The organism is Parahalioglobus pacificus (assembly GCF_014652275.1).
Taxonomy (GTDB): Bacteria; Pseudomonadota; Gammaproteobacteria; order Pseudomonadales; family Halieaceae; genus Parahalioglobus; species Parahalioglobus pacificus.
Genome location: NZ_BMYM01000003.1, coordinates 150691 through 171966, shown reverse-complemented (window position 1 = coordinate 171966; position 21276 = coordinate 150691). Strand labels below are relative to the sequence as shown.

The 21276-nt window shown below is 60.9% G+C and carries 24 protein-coding genes; 17 read left to right on the top strand and 7 right to left on the bottom strand.

All coding sequences use genetic code 11. From position 1 onward, the window contains the following. The first annotated feature begins 191 nt into the window (after positions 1 to 191). The 9 genes from IE089_RS14145 to IE089_RS14105 are packed head-to-tail and all read left to right on the top strand — an operon-like array spanning position 192 to position 7525. Positions 192 to 659, top strand: coding sequence for a Na+/H+ antiporter subunit E (locus IE089_RS14145; protein ID WP_189478490.1), 468 nt, complete (start codon positions 192 to 194; stop codon positions 657 to 659). Positions 660 to 664: 5 nt separating this feature from the next. Then, positions 665 to 943 (top strand): MrpF/PhaF family protein, encoded by a 279-nt coding sequence (locus tag IE089_RS14140; protein WP_229802788.1) that lies wholly within the window; start codon positions 665 to 667, stop codon positions 941 to 943. Further along, positions 940 to 1269, top strand: coding sequence for a monovalent cation/H(+) antiporter subunit G (gene mnhG / locus IE089_RS14135; RefSeq protein ID WP_189478489.1), 330 nt, complete (start codon positions 940 to 942; stop codon positions 1267 to 1269). Before IE089_RS14140 ends, mnhG begins: the two co-directional genes overlap by 4 nt. Then, positions 1266 to 2252, top strand: coding sequence for a DUF4040 domain-containing protein (locus tag IE089_RS14130; protein WP_229802787.1), 987 nt, complete (start codon positions 1266 to 1268; stop codon positions 2250 to 2252). The genes mnhG and IE089_RS14130 overlap by 4 nt, the downstream gene beginning before the upstream one ends. Position 2253: 1 nt before the next feature. Further along, a complete protein-coding gene (locus tag IE089_RS14125; RefSeq protein ID WP_189478488.1) occupies positions 2254 to 2616 on the top strand; it encodes a cation:proton antiporter subunit C in 363 nt (120 codons plus the stop codon). After that, positions 2613 to 4103, top strand: a complete 1491-nt coding sequence (locus IE089_RS14120) for a monovalent cation/H+ antiporter subunit D family protein (protein ID WP_189478487.1) — start codon at positions 2613 to 2615, stop codon at positions 4101 to 4103. The genes IE089_RS14125 and IE089_RS14120 overlap by 4 nt, the downstream gene beginning before the upstream one ends. Next, positions 4100 to 5563 carry a monovalent cation/H+ antiporter subunit D family protein gene (locus IE089_RS14115; protein WP_189478486.1) on the top strand — a complete coding sequence of 488 codons (1464 nt, stop codon included), beginning with the start codon at positions 4100 to 4102 and terminating at the stop codon, positions 5561 to 5563. The genes IE089_RS14120 and IE089_RS14115 overlap by 4 nt, the downstream gene beginning before the upstream one ends. Beyond that, positions 5560 to 5844, top strand: coding sequence for a hypothetical protein (locus IE089_RS14110; protein WP_189478485.1), 285 nt, complete (start codon positions 5560 to 5562; stop codon positions 5842 to 5844). The genes IE089_RS14115 and IE089_RS14110 overlap by 4 nt, the downstream gene beginning before the upstream one ends. Continuing rightward, positions 5837 to 7525 carry a Na(+)/H(+) antiporter subunit D gene (locus IE089_RS14105; protein WP_189478484.1) on the top strand — a complete coding sequence of 563 codons (1689 nt, stop codon included), beginning with the start codon at positions 5837 to 5839 and terminating at the stop codon, positions 7523 to 7525. The genes IE089_RS14110 and IE089_RS14105 overlap by 8 nt, the downstream gene beginning before the upstream one ends. Before the next feature lie 30 nt (positions 7526 to 7555). On the opposite strand, the gene IE089_RS15795 is transcribed toward IE089_RS14105, so the two are convergent. Next, positions 7556 to 7684 carry a hypothetical protein gene (locus IE089_RS15795; RefSeq protein ID WP_268248008.1) on the bottom strand — a complete coding sequence of 43 codons (129 nt, stop codon included), beginning with the start codon at positions 7682 to 7684 and terminating at the stop codon, positions 7556 to 7558. Between the two features lie 165 nt (positions 7685 to 7849). Between IE089_RS15795 and IE089_RS14100 the strand changes: the two genes are divergently transcribed. Both IE089_RS14100 and IE089_RS14095 read left to right on the top strand, forming a co-directional pair. Next, complete coding sequence (locus tag IE089_RS14100; protein ID WP_189478483.1) at positions 7850 to 9631, top strand: N-acyl-D-amino-acid deacylase family protein; 1782 nt, start codon at positions 7850 to 7852, stop codon at positions 9629 to 9631. Positions 9632 to 9648: 17 nt separating this feature from the next. Continuing rightward, positions 9649 to 10392, top strand: a complete 744-nt coding sequence (locus IE089_RS14095; protein WP_229802786.1) for a sulfite exporter TauE/SafE family protein — start codon at positions 9649 to 9651, stop codon at positions 10390 to 10392. A 20-nt stretch (positions 10393 to 10412) separates the two neighbouring features. Here the strand turns inward: IE089_RS14095 and IE089_RS14090 are convergent, their stop codons facing one another. From IE089_RS14090 to smpB, 4 genes are all read right to left on the bottom strand, one after another. After that, positions 10413 to 11054 (bottom strand): MarC family protein, encoded by a 642-nt coding sequence (locus tag IE089_RS14090; protein WP_189478482.1) that lies wholly within the window; start codon positions 11052 to 11054, stop codon positions 10413 to 10415. Positions 11055 to 11068: 14 nt separating this feature from the next. After that, a complete protein-coding gene (locus tag IE089_RS14085) occupies positions 11069 to 13279 on the bottom strand; it encodes a xanthine dehydrogenase family protein molybdopterin-binding subunit (protein WP_189478481.1) in 2211 nt (736 codons plus the stop codon). Next, complete coding sequence (locus IE089_RS14080; protein WP_189478480.1) at positions 13272 to 13763, bottom strand: (2Fe-2S)-binding protein; 492 nt, start codon at positions 13761 to 13763, stop codon at positions 13272 to 13274. The genes IE089_RS14085 and IE089_RS14080 overlap by 8 nt, the downstream gene beginning before the upstream one ends. 148 nt (positions 13764 to 13911) lie before the next feature. Next, entirely contained in the window at positions 13912 to 14394 is a 483-nt protein-coding gene (gene smpB / locus IE089_RS14075) for an SsrA-binding protein SmpB (protein ID WP_189478479.1), read from the bottom strand. 110 nt (positions 14395 to 14504) lie between these two features. Between smpB and IE089_RS14070 the strand changes: the two genes are divergently transcribed. The 3 genes from IE089_RS14070 to IE089_RS14060 are packed head-to-tail and all read left to right on the top strand — an operon-like array spanning position 14505 to position 16631. After that, entirely contained in the window at positions 14505 to 15851 is a 1347-nt protein-coding gene (locus tag IE089_RS14070) for a sodium-dependent transporter (RefSeq protein ID WP_189478478.1), read from the top strand. A 15-nt stretch (positions 15852 to 15866) separates the two neighbouring features. Next, on the top strand, positions 15867 to 16298 hold the full coding sequence (locus tag IE089_RS14065) for a type II toxin-antitoxin system RatA family toxin (RefSeq protein WP_189478477.1): 432 nt from the start codon (positions 15867 to 15869) through the stop codon (positions 16296 to 16298). Positions 16299 to 16319: 21 nt separating this feature from the next. Continuing rightward, positions 16320 to 16631 (top strand): RnfH family protein, encoded by a 312-nt coding sequence (locus IE089_RS14060; RefSeq protein WP_189478476.1) that lies wholly within the window; start codon positions 16320 to 16322, stop codon positions 16629 to 16631. Positions 16632 to 16648: 17 nt separating this feature from the next. Here the strand turns inward: IE089_RS14060 and IE089_RS14055 are convergent, their stop codons facing one another. Then, positions 16649 to 17116 (bottom strand): outer membrane protein assembly factor BamE, encoded by a 468-nt coding sequence (locus IE089_RS14055; RefSeq protein WP_229802785.1) that lies wholly within the window; start codon positions 17114 to 17116, stop codon positions 16649 to 16651. 34 nt (positions 17117 to 17150) lie between these two features. On the opposite strand from IE089_RS14055, the gene fur reads away from it, so the two are divergent. Beyond that, positions 17151 to 17588, top strand: a complete 438-nt coding sequence (fur, locus tag IE089_RS14050) for a ferric iron uptake transcriptional regulator (protein ID WP_189478475.1) — start codon at positions 17151 to 17153, stop codon at positions 17586 to 17588. An 84-nt stretch (positions 17589 to 17672) separates the two neighbouring features. Here fur and recN read toward each other — a convergent pair whose 3' ends face one another. Next, positions 17673 to 19403 carry a DNA repair protein RecN gene (gene recN, locus IE089_RS14045; protein ID WP_308428849.1) on the bottom strand — a complete coding sequence of 577 codons (1731 nt, stop codon included), beginning with the start codon at positions 19401 to 19403 and terminating at the stop codon, positions 17673 to 17675. A gap of 70 nt (positions 19404 to 19473) precedes the next feature. Here recN and hrcA point away from each other — a divergent pair, with 70 nt between their 5' ends. Continuing rightward, entirely contained in the window at positions 19474 to 20508 is a 1035-nt protein-coding gene (gene hrcA, locus IE089_RS14040; RefSeq protein ID WP_189478474.1) for a heat-inducible transcriptional repressor HrcA, read from the top strand. A gap of 127 nt (positions 20509 to 20635) precedes the next feature. After that, the gene (gene grpE, locus IE089_RS14035; RefSeq protein WP_189478473.1) at positions 20636 to 21232 is read left to right on the top strand and encodes a nucleotide exchange factor GrpE; all 597 of its coding nucleotides are present in this window, start codon (positions 20636 to 20638) and stop codon (positions 21230 to 21232) included. Positions 21233 to 21276: the final 44 nt, after the last annotated feature.

Genomic DNA, 21276 nt, shown 5'->3' with positions numbered 1-21276 from the left:
CCATCCGGGTCTTTCACGGCGCGGTATCTACTCCATGGTGCCCTGTGCGCGAATCCGCCTGCCTTGACAGGCGATGTGGCGCACTCCACCATCACGGTTCCGGTTTCAGCGCTAAAGCATGAAACACGGTCACCCAATAATGATATTCAGCCCGCGCTCACAAGGCGCTGGCCACTGCGCACGGAACCTGAATGCACGTCATTCTTACCTTTATCCTTCTGTTTGCCGCCTGGCTACTGTGGAGTGGGTTTTTCAAACCCCTGCTGCTCACCCTGGGTGTGCTCTCGTGTGTATTGGTATTGGTGCTGTCCCGTCGCATGGGCTTTTTCGAGAAGGGGTTTTTCAGCCTGCACCTCATCGGCCGGCTGCTGCCGTTCTGGGGCTGGCTGGGTAAAGAGCTCATCACCTCCAACCTGCAGGTGGCGCGCATCGTGCTCAGCCCGTCGCTGCCCATCAGCCCCACGCTCATCAAGCTGGACGCCCTGCAAAAGGAACCCATCGGGCAGGCCATTCTGGGTAACTCCATCACGCTCACTCCAGGCACGGTCACCATCGATGACCACGACGGTCAGCTACTGGTGCACTGCCTCACGGAGTCCGGCGCCCAGGCCCTCAAAGAAGGCGAGATGAATCGCCGCGTGGCGGCGCTGGACGACTAATACCCATGTACCTCGCCGCCGCCCTAGCCATTCTCATTACCATGGTGCTCGCACTGATTCGTGCGCTGTCGGGCCCCTCGGTCTACGACAGGGTGCTGGCGGTTAACCTGTTCGGTACCAAAACCGTGCTGCTGTTGTCGGTGGTCTCATTCCTTTACGGCCGTACCGATTTCCTCGATCTCGCGTTGGCCTACGCGCTGATTAACTTCATTGGCGTATTGGCGGTGCTGCAGTTCTTTGAGAGCCGCGAGCGCAGCAACACCGACGAGGCACAGGGTCAATGATGGCGCAGGCGCTGGATATCCTCAGTTGGGCCATGCTGCTGGCGGGCGCCACCTTTGTCTTTATTGGTGGGGTAGGGGTGCTGCGCATGCCCGACCTCTACACGCGCATGCACGCGGCCAGCCTCACCGACACCCTGGGCACCTTGCTGTTGCTGGGTGGGCTGATGCTGCAGTCGGGTCTGTCACTGGCCACCTTTAAACTGCTTGCGGTAGCGGTGTTCCTGCTGCTCACCGCACCCACAGCCACCTATGCGCTGGCCAATGCAGCGCTGCTGGCCGGCCGTTTGCCCAAGGGCACCACACTGCCGGAGGACTTCAAGCAGTGATTACGGTGGTCTTCAGTGTGTTCCTGCTCACCCTGCTGGTCATCACGGCGCTGGGTGTGGTGCGCGCACAGAACCTGTTTACCGCAGTCATGCTCACGGGCATCTTTTCGCTGCTGATGGCCGCCAACTTCTTCGTATTGGATGCCGCCGACGTGGCCCTCACCGAGGCCGCCGTGGGTGCAGGCATCTCCACCGTCCTGTTATTGGGTGCATTGGGCCTCACGCCGCGCGAAGAACGCGCCAGTGGCGCCAAGCGCTGGCTGGCATTGGTGGTCACGGCGCTCACCACGGTGGTGTTGCTCTATGCCACCTTCGAACAGCCACGCCTGGGTGACCCGCAAGCGCCGGTGCACCAACACGTGGCCCCCTGGTATCTGGAGAAAACCCCGGAGCTGGTCGACATTCCCAACGTGGTCACCGCGGTACTGGGCAGTTACCGGGGCTACGACACACTGGGCGAGGTGATTGTGGTGCTCACGGCCGGCATTGGCGTGCTGTTCCTGCTGGGCCTGCCCGGCGCAGTGGGTGATCGCCCCCGCGACGACATCGCCAAGGGCCGCACCTACCTCAGTCATCACCTGGTGCCGCAGGTGGTGGGGCGTCTGGTGATTCCCTTTATTTTACTGTTTGCCCTGTATGTGCAGTTCCACGGCGAATACGGCCCGGGCGGCGGCTTCCAGGCCGGGGCGATTTTTGCGGCGGCCATGATCCTGTATGCCCTGATCGAGGGCGAGCGCGAAGCGCTCACGGTGATCTCGCCCAAGCTGCTGATCTGGATGATGGCCGGCGGTGCATTGCTCTACGGTAGCGTGGGTCTGGTGACCATGGCGCTGGGTGGCAACTTCCTCGATTACAACGTGCTGCACAGCAACCCGGTGGCGGGTCAGCAGTGGGGCATTATTGTGATCGAACTGGGCGTGGGCATTACGGTGGCAGGTGTGTTGCTGGCCATCTATCACGCCTTTGCGGCCAGAGGGCACTAGCATGATGGAATTGCTGGGCCTGTATAACTACTGGGTATTTGCGGTGTTGCTGATGATCGGCTTCTACGCCGTCATCGCGCGGCCCAATATGGTGAAGAAGCTGCTGGGGCTGTCCATCTTTCAGGCGGCGGTGTTCCTGTTGTACATCACCATGGACAAGGTGGAGGGTGGCACCGCCCCGATTATTCAGAAGGGCGTGGAGGATGCGATCTACTCCAATCCGCTGCCCCAGGTGCTGATTCTCACAGCCATCGTCGTGGGCATTTCCACCACGGCCCTTGGGCTGGCGCTGGTAGTGCGCATTCATGAGGCCTACGGCACCATCGAAGAAGACGAAACCCAGCGCGCGGACCTAGACGAGTGAGCTTAACTGCCCAATTGCCCGCACTGCAGGTAGTAGTGCCGCTGCTCACCGCGCCACTGGTTGTGTTGTTGCGTACCCCCGGTTTGTCCTGGGCCGCCGCCACCGCCGCAAGCCTCACGGCCTTCGCTATTGCCGTGGCACTGGCCGGGCAGGTGCTTGCCGGCGAAGTCATTCATTACGAAATGGGCGGCTGGCCCGCGCCTTTCGGTATCTCGCTGAACATCGATGCACTGGGTTCGCTGGTGCTGCTACTTGTTACCGGCGCCTCAACGCTGGCGCTGGTGGGCGGTCGCGACAGCCTGGCCACCGAAATCGAAGCCGGACGCAGGCACCTGTTTTATGCCGCCTGGTTGATTGTGCTGGCTGGCCTGTCGGGTATTGCCGTCACTGGCGATGCGTTCAACGTGTTCGTGTTCATGGAAATCTCGTCCCTCGCCACCTATGTGCTGATTGCCGCAGGCCCAGACCGGCGCGCACTCACGGCCACGTTCAAGTACCTGATCATGGGCACCATCGGTGCCACTTTCTACCTGATCGGGGTGGGTATGGTGTACATGATGACTGGCACCCTGAACTTTGCCGACATGGAAGTGCGCCTGGCGGAAGTCACTGAACTGCGCCCCATCGTGGTGGCGGCGGGCTTTATTACCGTGGGCCTGGCACTGAAGGCGGCCATGTTCCCCCTGCATGTGTGGCTGCCCGGCGCTTACACCCACGCACCGCACATGGTCACCGCGTTCGTCGCCGCCTGTTCCACCAAGGTGGCCATCTACGTGTTGCTGCGCTTCGATTTCTTCGTGTTCCAGAACAACCTGTCGCAGCACGATCTGCATTTCGCGTCCTTCTTATTGCCGCTGGCACTGCTGGGCATCCTGGTGGGCTCGGCGGTGGCCATGGTTGAGAGCAACCTTAAGCGACTGCTGGCGCACTCATCGGTGGCGCAAATCGGCTACATCCTGTTGGGCGCCAGCCTCATCTCCGAGGCAGGCATCACCGCAGCGGCGGCGCACATGTTTAATCACGCGCTGGCCAAGGGTGCGATGTTCCTGGCGGTGGCGGCGTTTGCGCTGCGCCTGTCTGGCGTGCGCCTTAATGACATCGCCGGTGTCGGCCGGCAGATGCCGCTCACCTTTGCCGCACTGGCGGTGGCCGGTGCCAGCCTTGTGGGTATTCCCGGCACGGCCGGCTTTGTGTCCAAGTGGCTGCTGCTGCAGGCCGCCTTCGCCCAGGGCACGCTGGGTCTGGTGGCGGTGGTTGTAGTTGTGCTGAGTTCCCTCGCGGCCGTGGTCTACGTCTGGCGCATTATCGAAGCGGCTTATTTCTGTGAGCCCTCAGCAGAAGTGCAGGCTGCGCGTGAAGCACCGCTACCGATTCTGGCGGTGCTGTTATTGGCCGCGGCGGCTAACATCTACTTCGGCCTGGTGCCGGCCTTCCCGCTCTCACTGGCAGAGATGTCGGCCACTGAATTGCTGGGTGGTCTGCAATGAGTGCGCAGAACACCATTCTGTTTGCGCTGCTATGGCCGCTGTTGGGTGCAGTGGGTATCGCCCTGGCCGGGCGCTGGCCTAACCTCCGAGAAACCGTCACGTTGGTCACGGCGTCGGTACTGGCACTGTCTGTTTGGTCGCTGGCGCCGGGCATTATGGACGGCGGTCGCCCGGGCGTGGTGGTTGCCGAGGTCTTCGGCGGCCTATCCATTGCCTTCTCGGTAGAACCGCTCGGGATGCTGTTCGCGGCGCTGGCGTCCACGCTGTGGATCGTGAATTCCGTGTACTCCATCGGTTACATGCGCGGCAACAACGAAAAGCACCAGACGCGGTTCTACGTGTGCTTTGCCATCGCCATTGCCGCCGCACTGGGTGTGGCCTTTGCCGATAACCTGCTCACCTTGTTCCTGTGTTACGAAATTCTCACGCTCTCTACCTACCCGCTGGTCTCCCATAAAGGCGATGCCGCCACCATACGTTCGGCGCGAATCTACCTGGGCATCTTGCTGGGTACCTCCATCGGCTTGCTGCTGCCGGCCATTATCTGGACCTACACCGTTGCCGGCACGCTGACCTTTACCCCCGGCGGCATTCTTGAAGGCAACCTGGCAGGCCCGGCCGTGGGTCTGCTGCTTGGCCTGTATGTCTTCGGTATCGGTAAGGCGGCGGTGATGCCGGTGCACAAGTGGCTGCCCTCAGCCATGGTGGCGCCCACGCCGGTCAGCGCTTTGCTGCATGCGGTGGCCGTGGTGAAAGCCGGTGTGTTCACCGTCACCAAGGTCATCATCTACATCTTCGGGGTAGAGGCCCTGTTTGCCGAGCCCTCGGGCGGCTGGCTGGTGTATGCCGCTGCGTTCACCATTATTGCCGCGAGCGTCGTGGCACTGCGCCAACAGAATCTGAAGCGCATGCTGGCTTACTCCACCATCGGCCAGTTGTCCTACGTGATCATGGCGGCGGCGGTGTTAACGCCCCTGTCGGAAGTGGGCGCAGCGGTGCACATCGTGGCCCACGCCTTTGGCAAAATCACCCTGTTCTTCTCGGCGGGCGCCATCTACGTGGCCTCCAAGAAAACGGAGCTGCCCCAGTTGCATGGCATCGGCAGGCGCATGCCCTGGACCATGGCAGCCTTCACCATCGCCGCACTGTCCATGATTGGCGTACCGCCCACCGGTGGCTTTGTGTCCAAGTGGTTCATTCTCGCCGGTGCCTTCCAAACCGATAATTACCTGGCCATCTTCACCATCATTCTCAGCACGGTACTCAATGCCGCGTATTTCTTGCCCGTGATTTTTGCAGCCTGGTTCTCAACCGAGCCTGCCGGTGGCAAAGACCACGGCGAAGCGCCCTGGCCCGCGGTGCTGGCGCTGTGTGTGACGGCCATGGCAACCCTGGCCTTTTTCTTTTTCAACCAGCCGGTGCTCGAATTGGAGAGCCAACTGGTGGGGAGGCTCAAATGAGCGACAGAGAGTCTTCGGTGGATTGCCCACGCGCCGCTGGCCCCGACAATCACTGGCTGACCCGTCCCGGCACCATTCGTCTGCTGTGGATCGTGTCGTCTGTGATTCTGGCGCTCACTGTGCTGGCGCAGTTTGCGATCAAGATCAAAGGCTATTTCGTGGTGGACGGCTGGCTGGGTTTTGGCGCCGTGTTCGGTTTCCTGTGCTGTGCTGCCATGGTGCTGGTGGCCAAGGTCCTGGGCGTTGCGCTCAAGCGCCCGGAGGACTACTACGATGATTGATGGCGTCATCCCTCCCGCGTTTGTCCTGCTGGCCGGGGCGGCACTGATCGGCCTCACCCGTGGCCATGTGCGCACAGCGGTGCTGTTTGCGGCGCCACTGGCGGCGCTGTGGGCGGTGTGGCAAATCCCCGATGGCGTGGTCGTTACCGCGCAGTTCCTTGGGTATGAAATCCAGCCGGTAGAAGGTAGCCCGGTACGTCGTCTGTTTGCCACGATCTTCTCGCTGATGGCGGCAACCGGTGGCTTGTACGCCTTCCGACAGGCCAAGTGGTACGAGCTCGCCGCGGGTTACGCCTACGCCGCGAGTGCGGTGGGCGTGTCGTTTGCGGGTGATCTCATCACCCTGTTCCTGTACTGGGAACTGATGGCGATTTTCTCCACGGTGGTGGTGTGGTGTGGCGGTACGCCCGAGGCCCGCGCCGCCGGTATTCGCTATGCCATCATGCACCTGCTGGGCGGCGTTATCCTCAAGGTGGGCATCGAGGGCGTGGTGGTGCATACCGGCTCGGTCGAAGTGCAGCCACTACTGGCCGCCAACTTCGATACCTGGATGATTCTTATCGGCATCCTGATCAACGCCGCGGCACCACCGGTGTCGGCGTGGTTGGCCGATGCCTACCCATCCTCCAGTCCCACCGGGTCCGTGTTCCTGTCGGCCTTTACCACCAAGTCTGCGGTGCTGGCGCTGATCCTGCTGTTCCCCGGTGAGCCGGTGCTGATCTGGGTGGGTCTGTACATGATCTTCTACGGCATCATTTATGCGCTGTTGGAGAATGACGCCCGGCGGATTCTCGCTTACTCCATTGTGAACCAGGTGGGTTTCATGGTGGTCGCCGTGGGCATTGGCACCGAGCTTGCCATTAACGGCGCGGCCGCCCATGCCTTTGCGCACATTGTGTATAAAGCGCTGCTGTTCATGAGCGCGGGTGTGGTGATTTACCGCACCGGCATGACCCGGTGCTCAGACCTCGGCGGCCTGTTCCGCACCATGCCTCTCACCATGGTGTGCGGCGTCATCGGTGCCTTGGCTATTTCCAGCTTCCCGCTCACCTCGGGCTTCACCACCAAAACACTGATTTCTGTGGCGGCAGAACAGCAGGGGCTAGCCACGGTGTACTTCCTGCTGGCGGCGGCGTCTGCGGGTGTGTTCCTGCACGCGGGCATCAAGTTCCCCTGGTTTGTGTTCTTCCAGAAGGACTCGGGGCTGAGGCCAAAAGACGCGCCCTGGAACATGGGCGCAGCCATGGTGTTCTTCGCCTTCCTGTGTATTTTCCTGGGCGTGTACCCGCAGCCGTTGTGGGCGCTGTTGCCATACCCCATGGAGTACTCGGCCTATGAGCCGGGCAAAGTGCTGTTCTACCTGCAGTTGCTGCTGTTCTCCGGGCTGGCGTTCTTCCTGTTCCTACCGTTGATGAAGCGCACGCTGACCATCTCGTTGGACATGGACTGGTTCTGGCGTGTGGTGCTGTTCCGGCTGGGCAACGCCGTGCTCAATCTGGGCGTTGCACTGCGCGAAGCCATGGAAGCCACGGTGGAGCGCGTGCAGCAGGGCCCGGGTGCGCGTTTGGTGCAGCTACTCGACAGCAGCGGCGCCTTGGGCAGAACCTGGCAAATTGGTACCACCGCACTGTGGATCGCGGTACTGCTAACCGTGTACGTCTTCCTCTACTACATCGATTAGCAGCTCGACCGTGCAGAGCGCCTGAGTAAGCTAGTCGTCGCCGGCGAAGCCCGAGTCCCAGTATTCCAGTGTCGTTTGCCGCTTAAGGCTCTTTACATTACTGCGATGATTATCGATCCCCACGTCGGTGCTGACTCTATTGGTGCCTGTGATGCTCACCCTGCTTCCCAGCTGGCGTCGGCGACAGCGCATCGGGCAACCTGCTTTACGGTTGTCGGTTCCGCTGGCCAAAACTCACCCAACTTGGCCTGATTTGACTATTCTATTGGGTAGGGCGCCTCTCTAGACTTCGCAGCACTTCAAACGCGCCCCCCGGAGTGTGATATGGACTACGATCTGAAAATCATTAATGGCCTCGTTTTTGATGGCGAGGGCAATGCACCCGTGCAGCAAGCCGTGGCTATCAGCGACGGCGTCATCGTGGCGCTGGGCGACTGTCCGGGCGAGGCGCGGGAAGTCATTGATGCCGCCGGGCATATCGTGACCCCCGGCTTCATCGATATTCACACCCATTACGACGGCCAGGCGAGCTGGGATGCCGATATGCAGCCCAGCGTGAACCACGGTGTGAGCACAGTGGTGATGGGCAGCTGTGGTGTGGGCTTCGCGCCAGTGCGGGCCGACGACCGCGATCAGCTGGTGCGCCTGATGGAGGGTGTTGAAGACATCCCCGGTGCGGCGCTGTCAGAGGGAATCACCTGGGACTGGGAAACCCTGCCGGAGTACATGGACGCACTCGATGCCAAACCCCACAGCATCGACTTCGCGGTTCAAATCACTCACGACCCTCTGAGGGTCTATGTGATGGGCGAGCGCGCGGTGTTTGATGAGCCCGCCACGACCGAGGATATCGCCCAAATGCGCACGCTCACCCGGGAAGCGCTGGAAGCAGGCGCCATTGGCTTTTCCACCGGTCGTTCCGATGTGCACCGCAGTGCCGATGGTCATTGGACACCCGCGTCCGAGGCCAGTATCGACGAGTTAACCGGCATTGCCAGCGCCTTCGATGGTGTCGGCCACGGTGTGCTGCAGGCGGTGAACGACTTCAATCTCGAGCGCGACGGCGATCAATTTGATGATGAGTTCGACATCCTCGAGCAGTTCGCCACGGCTTCCAATGGCAGCCCTTTCTCACTGTCGCTGATGCAGCGCGACTTTGCCCCCGACCAGTGGCTGCGCATCATTGATCGTGCAGAAAAGGCGAAGTCCCAGGGCCTGAACATGCGCCTACAAACGGCGCCGCGCGGCATTGGTGTGACCGTGGGTCTGCAGTGCACCTTCCATCCGTTCATCGGTTTCCCCAGCTATAAGAGTATTTACGAACTGCCGCTCTCAGAGCGCGTGGCGCGCATGCGCGATCCGTCGTTCAAGGCCCAGTTGCTCACCGAGAAGAGCGAGCCCATGGCGGGGGACGGCACGTCCGTACCGCCCATTGCCGATGCACTGCTGGCGGCGGTGGATTTCGTGGCCTCAAAAACCTTCCGCCTTGGCGAGAACCCGGACTACGAGCAGACTGAAGAGACCTCGGTGCTGCAAATGGCCAAGGACCGCGGCGTGCCCACGCTGGAAATGATTTACGACCTGATGCTCGAGAACGACGGCAAAGAACTGCTGTATTTCCCCATCTACAACTACACGGAAATGTCTTACGACAACGTCTACACCATGATGCGCCACCCGCAATCCCTGATGGGCTTGTCGGACGGGGGTGCGCACGTGGGCACCGTGTGCGACGCAAGCTTCCCTACCTATCTGCTGAGCTACTGGACCCGCGATCGCCAGCGCGGTGGCAAATTGGAGCTGGCCGACGCCGTGCGTCGTCTCACCTCCGACATTGCCGACTACGCGGGCATGACCGACCGTGGTCGCTTGCAGGTGGGTTTGAAGGCCAACATCAATGTGATCGATATGGAAGGGTTGCGCCTGTTCGCTCCGCACATGGTGCAAGACCTGCCCGCCGGCGGGCAGCGCCTGCTGCAGGAGGCTCAGGGGTACCGTGCGGTCATCGTCGGTGGTGAAGTCGTTCTGGCCAACGACGAACTCACCGGCCGATACCCGGGTCGACTTGTGCGCATGGGCCAATTGCAGACGCAGGCGGCCGCCTGAACGCACTCGCCGACATTTTGGCTGCGGTCAGCCTGCCGCAGCTGTTGTTGGTGTGGGCGGTGGTGGTCTTCGCCGCCATCATGCGAGCCTTCACCGGCTTCGGCTTTGCCCTCACGGCGGTACCGGTGTTCTCACTGTTCATGCCGCCCACCCAGGCCGTGGTATTAAGTGCATCGCTCACCCTGGGCGTAAGTCTGGTTACGCTGAAAACCTATTGGGGCCGTTACCCGTTGCGACCCATGGTGCCCCTTTTTGCGCTGTCGCTAGTGGGTACAGTTGCTGGTGCGTTTGCCTTGCAGTGGCTCTCGCCCGAGCAGTTCAAGCTGTGGATAGGGCCGTTGGTGATCGGGGCCTGTGCGCTGTTAACGTTCTATCGGCCCGGCAAGCGCCAGGGCAATGCCGCCGTTGCCGGTGGTGTGGGTTTGGGCTCGGGGCTGATGAACGGGGCGTTTGCCATGCCAGGCCCGCCTATCATCATTTACGCGATGGCCACCGAAGCGCAGCCCGCCCGCAGCCGCGCACTGCTGATGACCTTCTTTCTGTTCTCGGCGGTGGTGGCGTTGGCGTCGTACACGGCAGCGGGGTATGTGAACGCACGTTCGCCCTGGCTATTCCTGATGGCGTTTCCCGCCATGCTCCTGGGCGACAAGCTGGGGTTTATTTTGTTTCACCGCTACGGCGATGCCTTTTACCGCCGGGTTGCGCTGGTGGTGTTGTTTGCCGTGGGTGTAACGATTAGCGGGCGGGCGCTGTTTAGCTAGGCCGCTGGTCGGAACGCTTTTTATCCGCCGATGCCATAGGCGCTGATGGCGCCCGCGATGCCTGCCAGCACCATTTGCACGCCAATGACAGCGAGGATAAGGCCCATCAGCCGGGTAATGACCTTGATGCCATTGTCGCCGATCAGGGTGACTAGGCGTTCGCCCGAGCTGAAAAACAGCCAGGTGATCAAACACAGCATCGCAAAGGCCGCCGAGGTGATCACAAAGTCCGTCACGGTACCGGCCGAGGCGTAGTTCATGGCCGTGGCGATGGTGCCGGGGCCCGCCAGGATGGGCAGTGCCAACGGGGTGATGGCGACATCGTCGCCGCTGTCATCTTTATCTTCTTCGCTGGGGTGCTGTACCGACGAGTGCTCGCCGCCCTGGAGCATATGGAAACCCACCAGCGCCACAAGAATGCCACCGGTAATGCGAAAGGCGGGCAGGGTGATGCCGAACAGGCTGAAGATAAGTTTGCCGGCCGCGCAGAACACCACAATGATGACGAGGCTGAGTAGCAGCGCACGGGTGGCCGTGCGCTTGCGTTGGGCAGCGGATTGGCCGTCGGTCAGCCCCAGGAACACGGGGGTGTTGGCAATGGGGTTCATGATGGCGAAGAAGCCCATGAACACCGACAACACGTGACCGACTAGTCCCTCCATGCAGCTGGCTAACCTTAAGCCAGTGAATCCAGCTCGAAGCGACTCAGCGGCAGTTCCCGAATGCGCTTGCCGGTGGCGGCAAAGATGGCATTGGTCAGCGCTGGCGCAATGCCCGGTGTACCCGGTTCACCCGCACCGCCCCAGGCTTCGAGGCTGTTGATGATGTGGGTTTCGATTACCGGCATCTCATTCATGCGCAGGGCAGAGTAGGTATCGAAGTTGCCCTCAACCACCTGGCCTTGCTCAATGTTGATCTCACCGTGCAGCGCGGCGCTGAGTCCGTAAACAACGCCAGACTCCATCTGCGCCACCATGCCATCCGGCGACACGGCGTAGCCGGCATCAACGACGACGACCACGCGATCGACACTGACATCGCTGCCGTCCACGGTCACTTCCACCACTTCACCCACGATGGAACCGAAGGACTGCTGCAGCGAGATGCCGCGCCCGCGGTTCGGACCCAGTGGCGTATCCCAATCGGCCTTGGCGGCGGTTTCGTCCAGCACTTTGAGCAACCGGGGCTGATCGCTCAGCAGCGAACGACGATACTGGTAAGGATCCTGGCCGGCTTCATAGGCGAGTTCGTCGATAAACGACTCGGTGAAGAAACCGTGCTGCGAGTGATCGACGCTGCGCCAGGGGCCGAAAGGCACGTGGGTTTTGCTGTCGATGTAATGCACTTTTTGGTGGGGCACGGCGTACGGGATATGCGGTGCCTCTGCCGGTTCGTGTTTGTCCACGTACAGGTTGTCCCAGGCCTCGGGCTTGCCATTGTCGGCCAGCACCGCGCGGAAGGTGGACGTGAACGCAGGCCGGTAGTGATCGTGGCGCACGTCTTCCTCGCGTGACCAGATCAACTTCACCGGATGGCCACTGGCGCGGGAAATCTTTGCGGCCTGGATGGCGTAGTCAGGCGTTGCTCGGCGTCCGAAGCCACCGCCCATCTGGAAGTTGTGGAAGGTCACCTGCTCGGCGTCGATCTCCAGTGCATCGGCAACGCTGTAACGGAAACCCAGCGGATTCTGTGAGCCGGTCCAGATCTCGCACCCCTGGTCGGTCACGTGGGCCAAGGCGTTCATCGGTTCCATGCAGCTGTGTGCAAGGTAGGGCACACGGTAGCTGCGCTCAATCACGTTCCCCGCGCCTGCGATAACGGCATCGGCATCACCGATGCTGAGGTCATCATTGGACTCACCTGAGTCGCGCGCGGCACGCAGGTCTCTGTCGAACTGCTCAAAAATGCCCTGCGTGGATTGCAGGTCATTGTCGGTGCGGCTCCAGGTCGGCTTTACCTTCGCCAGCGCCTGCTTGGCCTGCCAGTAGCCGTCGGCCACAACCGCGACGGCATCGTCCAGAGTGACGACATCAACGACGCCCGGCATCGCGCGGGCGGCGCTGTCATCCACCGATTCCAGGGTGGCACCGAACACTGGCGCCGCCATGATGGTGGCGTATTTCATGCCCTCGACGGATGCATCCATACCGAATTGCGCGGTGCCATCCACCTTGGCGGGGATATCGCGGCGTGGTCGGCTTGTCCCCATGATCTTGAATTGATCCGGGGTCTTCAGGGTCGGGTCGTTGGGCGGTGTGTAGCTCGCCGCTTGCTCTGCAAACTCTGCGTAAGGCGCACGCTTGTTGGAAGCGGCGTGCAGGATGTGGCTGTTCTCGGTGGTGAGTTCGGCCAACGGCACCTGCCAGGTTTCGGCGGCCGCAGTCATCAGCATTTCCCGCGCGGCCGCACCGGCCACACGCATACCGAATACACCGGTGGCGCGAATGCTGGTACTGCCACCTGTGATTTGCAGGTGAATCATTTCGGACACTTTCTGCAGCGCGCCATCCAGTGTCGGAATCAGTACCTTGGGAATTTGCGGGTCGGGCAGTATGAAACCGCGCGCCATGGGCCCGTTGGCATAGCCGTCCTCAGCCGGTGCCTCCATGAAGCTGACGTTGTCCCAGTCGGCGTCCATTTCGTCCGCCAGCATTTGCGTCAGGGCGGTCTGGGCGCCCTGGCCCATCTCTGAATGCGCAACAATAGCGGTGATGTGATTGTTGGCATCGATTTTGACGAAGGCGTTCACCAGCGTCTCATCGCCGTCGGCAACAAACGGTGCCAGTTCCGGTGCGCGCTGTCCGGGGCGGATAGCCACACCCACCACCAGAGCGCCGCCACCCAGCAGGCCGGCGCCAATGAATCCGCGTCGTGTCCACTTACCCATTTTGCACCTCCTGCGCTGGCTCGAAGACTTGCACGCCACTGGCGGCAGTCTTGATCGCGTCCTTGATGCGGCTGTACATGCCGCAGCGGCAGATGTTGCCGGACATGGCGCCGTCGATCTCGGCATCGCTGGGGTTGGCATTGCGTGCCAGCAGTGCGGCCGCAGACATGATCTGTCCCGACTGGCAGTAGCCGCACTGGGGTACCTGATGATCAATCCATGCCTGCTGCACCGGGTGCAGTGTGTCGCCGTCAGCCAGACCTTCGATGGTCGTTACGCTGCGGCCCTGGGCTACAGAGACGGGCAGGCTGCAGGAACGCACAGGGCTGCCATCCAGGTGCACCGTGCAGGCGCCGCACTGGGCGATGCCACAGCCGAACTTGGTGCCGGTCATCTCGAGGTTTTCGCGGATTACCCACAGCAGCGGTGTGTCTGGCGACACATCCACCTCCATGGTTTTGCCATTCACTTGCAGTGTCACCATCGCCGGCTGCTCCCAACTGTGCTGTTGTTATCAGGCTGTATACGGAAAGGGGCCGCGGTCCGATTGTCCCGCGCCGGGGCGCTCATTGGCCCGCGCAGTACCCCGGGCGGCACTCACATCCGCAGTATAGTGGTTTGGGCGCGGGGGGCTACTGCTTTACGTTGTCGCGAATCACGCGTTGCTTCTGACGATCCCAGTCGCGCGATTTTTCGGTGTCGCGTTTATCGTGGGTCTTTTTACCTTCGGCCAGGGCAATGCGCGCTTTTACAAGGTGCCCCTTCCAATGCAGCTGTGTGCAAACGCAGGTTTGGCCTTTCTTGGAGGTGGCCGCGACCAGCTTTGCCAGCTCGCGTTTATTCAGCAGCAGTTTGCGGGTGCGCATGGGCTCGGGCGACACATGCGTAGACGCTGTCTCCAGCGGACTGATCTGCGCGCCCACCAGAAAGGCCTCGCCATTGCGCAGAAACACATAGGTGTCGGTGAGCTGCACGTTGCCCGCGCGCAGGCTTTTCACTTCCCAGCCCATGAGGGCGACGCCCGCTTCGAAGGTATCGAGCAGGTTGTAATCGAAGCGCGCGCGCCGGTTCTGGGCGATGACGTTACTGGGAACTTTGGACTTCTTTTTCGACATGGCGCGCATTATACGGCCAGCCCGAAGTGGCGAAACGTGAATCTTTCCCTTTTACCCCGCGGCCGGCCTCGTGCACCCTTGTTGCATGCTTAGTTTGGCCTCTCCATAACGTGGCACGCAGCCCCGGCATTCTCGGTAACTGGCACTCGCGGACCACCTTCGTGCTGGCGCTGGCGGCGTTTGCCGTAGGACTGGGCAATGTCTGGCGTTTCCCCTATTTGCTGAGCACCTATGGCGGTGGCCTGTTCATGTTGGCCTACGTGGGGGCGCTGGTCTTGTTGGCGGTGCCCATCCTGGTTGCCGAGGTGGCCATTGGCGGGCAGGGCAGGGGCTCGCCACCCCTGGCCATGATGTGGGCCGCAGACCGCTCCATGACATCTCGCAGCTGGGCTGCAGTGGGACTGTTGATTTGCGCCGTGGCATTGATGCTGTTGGTGATTCAGGTGGTGGTATCCGCCTGGGTGTTGGGCACAGTGAACGATCTGCGTCTGGGCGGTTTCTCCGGGGCCAGCGTCATTGATGCCGCTACGCAATTTGAGCGCCTGCTGGCAGATCCCACGGCCCTGCTGCAGTGGCAGTCCCTGTTTTTACTCATACTGGCCACCGCCACCTGCCTGGGCATTCGGCGCGGGGTGGGCGTGCTGGTGTGGATTCTGGTCCCCGCCATTGTTGCCGTGCTCATGCCGCTGATGGACTTCGCCCTGCGTCACGGTGACCTAGTGGGTACCGAGAACACCCTCTTCGCGATTCAACCGCTGGATTTTGGTATGGAGGCGGTGTTGTTTGCGGTGGTGCAGGCAGCTTTCACACTGGGCATCGGTGCCGGTGTAGGAATGACCTATGGCGCCTACTCATCCGCGCGTCTGCCTGTGGTGCGCTCTATTCTGGCAGTGGCGATTTTCGATTGCGCAATCGGCGTTGGGGCGGCTGTTGCGGTGGTGCCTTTGGTGCTGGGCGCCAATCTGGAGTTGGCTCAAGGGCCGGCGCTGGCCTTTATTGCCATGCCCTACGTCTTCGGCAATTTGCCCGATGGCGAGATGTACGGGGTGCTCTTTTACGCGCTGCTGTTGCTGATTGCTCTGGGCTCTGCGCTGGCATTGATGGAGGTGCTCACAGCGGCGGTCAAACAGCTGTTGCTGGTGCGCAGGCTCACGGCTGCGGTGATTGTGGGTGCTGGGGTCTGGGCGCTGTGTGCATCGGTGACCCTGTCGCTGTCCGGGTTTGGTCCGCTGGGTATCCCCTTGATGCAGTTTCTGGATAGCGCAGTGTCGCGCCTCGGGCAGCCGCTGGCGGTGCTGGGGGTGGGCCTGTTCGTGGCCTGGGTGATGCATCCGGTGCTGCGGCATGATCAGCTGGCCCGGGCGCCTGAATTACTCTACGCCACCTGGTTACTGCTGCTGCGTTATGTGTCGCTGCCCGTTATCATGGCGCTCTTCGTTGTCGCACTGTTTCACTGAGTAACCACCCCTTTCATGAAAGTCATAGATCGCAGCGCCTTGCTACCCTTCAGCGCTAGCCAACTGTTCGACCTGGTGAATGACATTGAAGCCTATCCGCAATACATGGATGGCTGCGTCGATGCGCGGGTGCTCAGCCGCGAGGGCAACACCATCGAGGCCGAGCTCAAGCTGGCCAAGGGCGGCATCAGCCAACGCTTCAGCACGCGTAACTCCTTGCAGGAAAATGAGTCCATCACGCTTGAATTGGTCGAGGGACCCTTTGACAGCTTTTGCGGCCAATGGCGATTTAAGGCGCTGGGTGATGAGGCCTGCAAGGTGAGTCTGCGCTTGGAGTTTGCAACCAACAATGCATTGGTGGGTGCAGCAGCGGCTAAATTGTTCGACCGTGTCACCGGTGAGCTTGTCGACGCGGTGTCGCGCCGCGCCAAGCTGTTGTACGGTTAGCGCAGGCAAGGAGAAACCACCGTGGCAACGCCAGAGATATCCATAGAAGTGGCCTATGCGCTACCCGAGAAGCAGACCATTGTGCCGGTGACGGTCGCCGAGGGCACCACCGCACTGGAGGCGGCGCAGGCCTCCGGCATCGCCGCCAAGTTTGATGGCCTTGTGATCTCTGATGATCTGAAGCTGGGCGTATTCGGCAAGGCAGTATCGCCCACGCAGGTGTTGCGCGACGGTGACCGGGTAGAGATTTACAGGCCTTTGGAGGCAGACCCCAAAGAGGTTCGCAAGGCCAGGGCCGCAGCGGCGCGCGAGAAGCGCGACGCCAAGGAGTAACGGCCGCTCAGAGCGGTTTAGCTGTCGTTATCGGCCGCTTCGACGTCTTCATTGCTTTGCTCGGCGGAGGCTTCGCCTTCGCTGTCGCTTGCATCGCCTTTTTCGGGACCAGGGCCACCGGCCCACTCAGGTAAGACATCGCCCGTCACATTGACCAGCGAGTCCCCTTCGAAGAAAACCGAAACACTGGAGGCGCGCAAAATCTGGCCGCCGTTGCGAACGCTATAGGGGTAATCCCAGCGGTTGCTGTTGAATGTGTCTTCAACCAATGGTGTACCCATAATGAAGCGCACCTGGCGGCGGCTCATACCGAGCTTTAGCTGATCGACCATTTCCTGGTCGACGATGTTGCCCTGCTCAACGTTGATGCGGTACACACCGGGGAAACCCATCGCGCCACAGGCGGTGAGTGAGGCAATAAACAGAGCGATTAACAAAGGGCGCACAGACGGGAACTTCCACTTCTCTAACTGGGGTGGCATCATACATTTATCGCACAGCTCAGAGAACCCCCGCATCATGTCTGATGAAAATAAGGAACTGCGCAAAGCCGGCCTTAAAGTAACGCTGCCGCGCGTGAAGATCCTGCAAATATTGGAAGCGTCAGATGGCGCGTCTCAGCACCTCAGTGCCGAACAGGTCTACCAATCGCTGCGAGATGCGGGCGAAGAGGTCGGCCTGGCCACGGTTTATCGAGTGCTCACCCAGTTTGAGTCCGCCGGTCTGGTTACACGACACATCTTCGAGGCCGGCCGCGACAAGTCGGGCACGCCCCACTCGGTGTTTGAATTGGCTAAGGGCGAACATCACGATCACATGGTGTGCCTGAATACCAATGAGGTGATCGAGTTTACCGACGAACTGATTGAAAAACGCCAGCACGAAATTGCGGAAGAGCACGGTTACGAATTGGTTGACCACTCCCTGGTGCTCTACGTGCGCAAGAAAGACAGCTAATCGTTCACGTCCGCGTTGTTCCTGACGCGGGCTTTTACCCAAACACCCACTTCGACACACTATCTGCGTGCCTGCAGCACAGCGCTAGCCGTTGATGGCTGAGAGCATCTCCTCGGCATGCGCCCGGGTTTGCTGGGTGATAGTAATGCCGCCCAGCATACGAGCGATCTCCTCGATACGGCCATCGGCATCCAATGCCGATAGCTGGGTGCGAACAGATTTCTTGTCGCCCTCCTTGGCCACCTGCAAATGCTGATGCCCCTGTGCTGCCACTTGCGGCAGGTGAGTCACACAGAGCACTTGGGCATCGCCAGCGAGTTGACGCAGTAATCGGCCGACCACCTCGGCAACACCACCGCCGATTCCCACATCCACTTCGTCGAAAACCATCGAGGGCACCGTGCCTGTGTTGGCAGTAACGACCTGTATGGCAAGGCTAATGCGCGATAGTTCGCCGCCGGAGGCAATTTTGCCCAAGGGTTGAGGCTCGGCGCCCGGGTTGGTGCTGATCAGAAAGTTGATGTCTTCCTGGCCCTGGGGGTGCGGGTCTTCACCACCGCGGGGGGGCAGGTCGATCGTTAACGTACACTGGGCCATAGAGAGCGAGGCCAGCAGTTCCGCGGCTGCTTTTTGCAGCCTGCGCGCCGCCCTGCCGCGCTCTTTGGTCAGCATTGCGGCGTCCTTGCGGTATTGTGCCAACCATTGCGCTGCCTGCTCGGTTAGCTCGGCAATGCGTTCGTCGCCACCGCTCAGTGTGGCCAACTCTGCGCTGAGATCCGCATACTGCTGCGGTAACTGTTCAGGCATTACCCGGTGCTTGCGGGCGACGTCATAAATCTGTTCCAGCCGTTTCTCGACCTCAGCCAGCCGCGCCGGGTCCACTGACACGGAATCGATGTAGGCCTGTACTTCACTGTGTGCTTCTGAGAGCTGAATCGCTGCAGAATCCAGCAATTCCCACGCGTTCTCTACGGTCTTTCCTGCGTGGCCGTCGCCCTGCAGTAGCTGGAAGGCCTGGCGTGCGCCGGCGGCCTGTGCCTCGGTCAGCGTCAGCGCCTCGTGGGCAGCGCGCAACACATCCTCGGCATTCACCAATCGTTTCTGTTCCTGCTCAAGCGCCAGCAGCTCATTCTCGCCCAGCGCCAGTTCATCCAGCTCCTGCGCCTGGTAGTTCAGCAATTGGGCGCGGCTGCTTTGCTCATCACGTGCTGCGATCAGTGCGTTGAGCTCGTGGTGTGCACGCAGCCAGTCTGAAGCCGCTTGTTCAACCCGTGTCGCCAATGCCTGCTTGCCGGCGAACTCGTCCAGCAATGAGCGTTGCACGGATTTTCGCAGCAGCGATTGGTGGGCGTGTTGGCTGTGTATGTCGATCAGGTGTTCGCCCAGTGCCTTGCAGTCCTGCAGGGTGGCCGGGTTGCCGTTGATGTAGGCGCGTGAGCGGCCCTCGCGAGTGATCACACGTCGCAGCAGGCACTCATCACCCGCCAGTAACTCCCGCTCTGCCAGCCAAGCCTGCGCCGCAGGAATGTCAGCGATATCGAAACTGGCGTGGATGTCCGCGCGCTCGGCGCCGGGGCGAATACTCTTGGAATCAGCGCGATCGCCCAGGCAAAGTCCCAGGGCATCCAGCATGATGGACTTGCCCGCGCCGGTTTCACCGGTGATCACCGTCATGCCGCTGTGAAAGTCCATCTCCAGTGACTCGACGATGGTGAAATTACTGATGCTGATAAACGAGAGCATGGGCGTGGGTCTGTAAGCGTTGCCGCTGTTATAACCCAGATTTAGACCGCCATAAACATCAATTGCCAGCATAGGGACTGAGCTCTTTTTCTTCGCGGCCAGACTGTGATAAAACCGTGCTAATTCTTACCAAGAGTGACTCATGGCTGAAACCGAACTGTCCGAACGCGCACAGACCCTGCTGAAGGTGCTGGTCGAGCGGCATATTCGGGACGGCCAGCCAGTGGGCTCCTCGACCCTGCGTGAGGAGGCGGGCCTGCCCGTCAGCGCCGCCACCATCCGCAACGTGATGTCCGACCTTGAGGAGCGCGGTTTCCTGCACTCGCCTCACACATCGGCGGGTCGGGTACCCACGTCTGCGGGCTATCGCCTGTTCGTCGATTCTTTGCTGCAGGTACAACCCCTGGACGACCACTCACTTTCTAACCTGCGCCTGGAACTCAACCCCGATAAAACGGCGGGTGAGCTGGTGCAGTCGGCTTCATCGCTGTTGTCCACGATCACTGCCCAGGCGGGCATCGTTACCGTGCCCAAAGTGGAGTCCAACCAGTTGCGGCAGGTGGAGTTTCTGCCGCTATCGGGTAACAGGGTGCTGGTGATCCTGGTCATCAACGAGCGTGAGGTACAAAACCGCATCATCCATACGGATCGGCCCTTCACCGAAGAGCAGCTGCGCGCCGCTGCCCTGATGGTGAACCAGCGCTTCGCCGGGCATGAGCTCACCGCCGTTAAGGCGGGGCTGGTGAGTGAGATGCAACAGGCACGCAGCCGCATTGATAATTACCTGAGCGATGCGCTGGATCTGGCCAACCGTGCGCTGGATGCGGATGACAGTGACGAGCAGTACGTGATGGCCGGCGAGTCCCGGCTACTTGATGGTGCCACGGCCGAGGAAGTGCTCAAGCTGCGAGAGTTGTTTGACGCCTTCGAGCAAAAGAAAGACATCCTGCACTTGCTGGAGCGCTGCTCCCGCGCCGACGGTATCCAGATCTTTATTGGTGAAGAGGCCGGGTACGAGGTCTTTGGCGACTACAGCGTGGTCACTGCGCCCTACAGTGATGGCATGCGCACCCTGGGTGTGCTGGGAGTCATAGGGCCCACCCGCATGGCCTACGAGCGCGTGATTCCCATTGTGGATGTCACCGCCCGCATGCTCAGTTCTGCCCTGGCCAAATAACCCCACAACCCCCAAAAAACCGGCAAATTTTCCCCTCGGGGCCTTGAATTGGGCCCTTCTGGCCCCCATGTGGCTCTCATCACACAGTGATTACCCATTTACCGCCATGATACGGAGCACAGACAGCATGGCTGATCAGGATCAGAAGCAAACGGAAGCCGTTGAAGAAACGGTACAGGACACCGCAGAGACCACTGCAGCGGCTGAGGAAGCCGTCGCCGCGGAAGGTGAAGAGGCCACGACTGAGGCTGCTGAACCCACCCCGGAAGAGACTATTGAGCAGTTGCAGGCCGATGTTGAAACTGCGCGCGACAATGCGCTGCGTGCCCAGGCCGACGCGCAAAATGTGAAGCGCCGTGCCGAGCAGGATGTCGAGAAAGCCCGCAAGTTTGCCCTGGAGCGATTCAGTGGCGATCTGCTGCCCATCGTTGACAACCTGGAGCGTGCGTTGGAAGCGGCCACCGAAGACGAGGCGGTGAAGCCCATCGTTGAGGGCGTCGAGCTGACGCTGAAGAGCTTCCTGGACGTACTTGGCAAGAACAACATCGAGCAGATCAACCCCGAGGGCGAGCCTTTTGACCCTCAACTGCACCAGGCCATGAGCATGGTGGAGAACCCGGATGTGGAGCCCAATTCCGTGATTGCGGTGGTGCAGAAGGGTTACAGCCTGAATGGTCGGCTGATACGCCCGGCCATGGTGATGGTGAGCAAATCTGCGGGCTAAGGGCCCTTGAAATCGGCCGATTCAGGCCCATATAGAGAACATCA